This is a genomic window from Streptomyces sp. NPDC007856, from assembly GCF_042868225.1.
Taxonomy (GTDB): Bacteria; Actinomycetota; Actinomycetes; order Streptomycetales; family Streptomycetaceae; genus Streptomyces.
Genome location: NZ_JBIAEC010000118.1, coordinates 1 through 1,323 on the forward strand (window position 1 = coordinate 1; position 1,323 = coordinate 1,323).

A 1,323-nucleotide genomic window follows, 5' to 3' on the forward strand; every position below is an offset into this window, starting at 1 on the left:
CTGACTGTGAGGATGTCGGTGGTGCCGCCCGAGACGGTCTGACCCGCCAACTGACCGACGTACAAGCTGTCTTGTTGATGAAATGTCGGCCGACTCGGGTGGCGCCGCCCTGCGCGCGGCCGGTCGGGCGTCTGTGACCTCATAGGAGCCCGGCCAAAGGTCCCATCACAGTCTTGTCCTCCCGCCCGACCGGCGCGTGCCATCCCTCATGCGTCGCACGGAAGGACAGCACTCATCAGCATGGCAGACGAGATAGCGGTGATCGGCGGGGTCGACACCCACACCGACTTCCACCAGGCTGCAGTGATCGATTCCATCGGCCGGCACCTGGCTACCAAGGCATTTCCCACCACTCCCGACGGTTACCTGCGGCTACTGGAGTGGCTTCGCTCGCACGGCAAAGTCACCGCCGTCGGTGTCGAGGGCACCGGCGCCTACGGCTCCGAACTCGCCCGGCTGCTGCGGGCAAACCAGGTCGCCGTGATCGAGGTGGACCGCCCCGACCGACGAGCCCGCAGAGCCAACGGTAAGTCCGATCCCGTAGACGCCTTCGCCGCGGCGACAGCCGTACTCACCGGCCGGGCCGGCGGGACCCCCAAGACCCGCGACGGCATCGTGGAGGCCATCCGCGCCTTGCGGGTGGTCCGCCGCTCGGCCGTCAAGGCCCGCACACAGATCATCAACCAGATTCGCACCCTCATCATCACCGCGCCGGGCGAGGTCCGTGAGCGGCTGCGCACACTGGCCCCCGCCGAGCTGATCAAGCAGCTGGCACGGTCCCGGCCCGGCGTGGACACCCGCGATCCGGCCTGCGCGGTCAGAATCGCCCTGCGGCGCCTGGCCCGCCGCTACCAGTACCTCACCGAGGAGATCGCCGACGCTGATGCTGAGCTGAAGTCGCTGGTGGACGAAGCAGCACCCTCGCTGGTCGCACTGCCCGGAGTAGGCGTCGAGACCGCCGCTCAGCTGCTGATCACCGTCGGAGACAACCCCGAGCGGCTCGCCTCGGAAGCATCGTTCGCGCACCTGTGCGCCGCAGCCCCCATCCAGGCCAGCTCGGGCCGCACCAACCGGCACCGCCTCAACCGCGGCGGCGACCGCCGGGCCAACCACGCACTCCACATGATCGCGCTGGTCCGCATGCGCTACGACCAGCGGACCCAGAACTACGTCGCCCGCCGCACCGCCGAAGGCATGTCCAAGAAGGACATCCTCCGCTGCCTCAAACGGTTCATCGCCCGCGAGGTCTACAAGCACCTCACCCATCCCCACCCCATACCGAAACCGTTCACACAGAGCGCTTGACGGTCTATAGGAGCTTCA

The 1,323-nt window shown here is 68.0% G+C and carries 1 protein-coding gene; it reads left to right on the forward strand.

What is annotated here, in order from left to right; all coding sequences use genetic code 11:
- Window positions 1-240: 240 nt before the first annotated feature.
- Window positions 241-1,305, forward strand: a complete 1,065-nt coding sequence (locus ACFYOH_RS44845) for an IS110 family transposase (RefSeq protein ID WP_388638145.1) — start codon at window positions 241-243, stop codon at window positions 1,303-1,305.
- The last annotated feature ends 18 nt before the right edge of the window (window positions 1,306-1,323 follow it).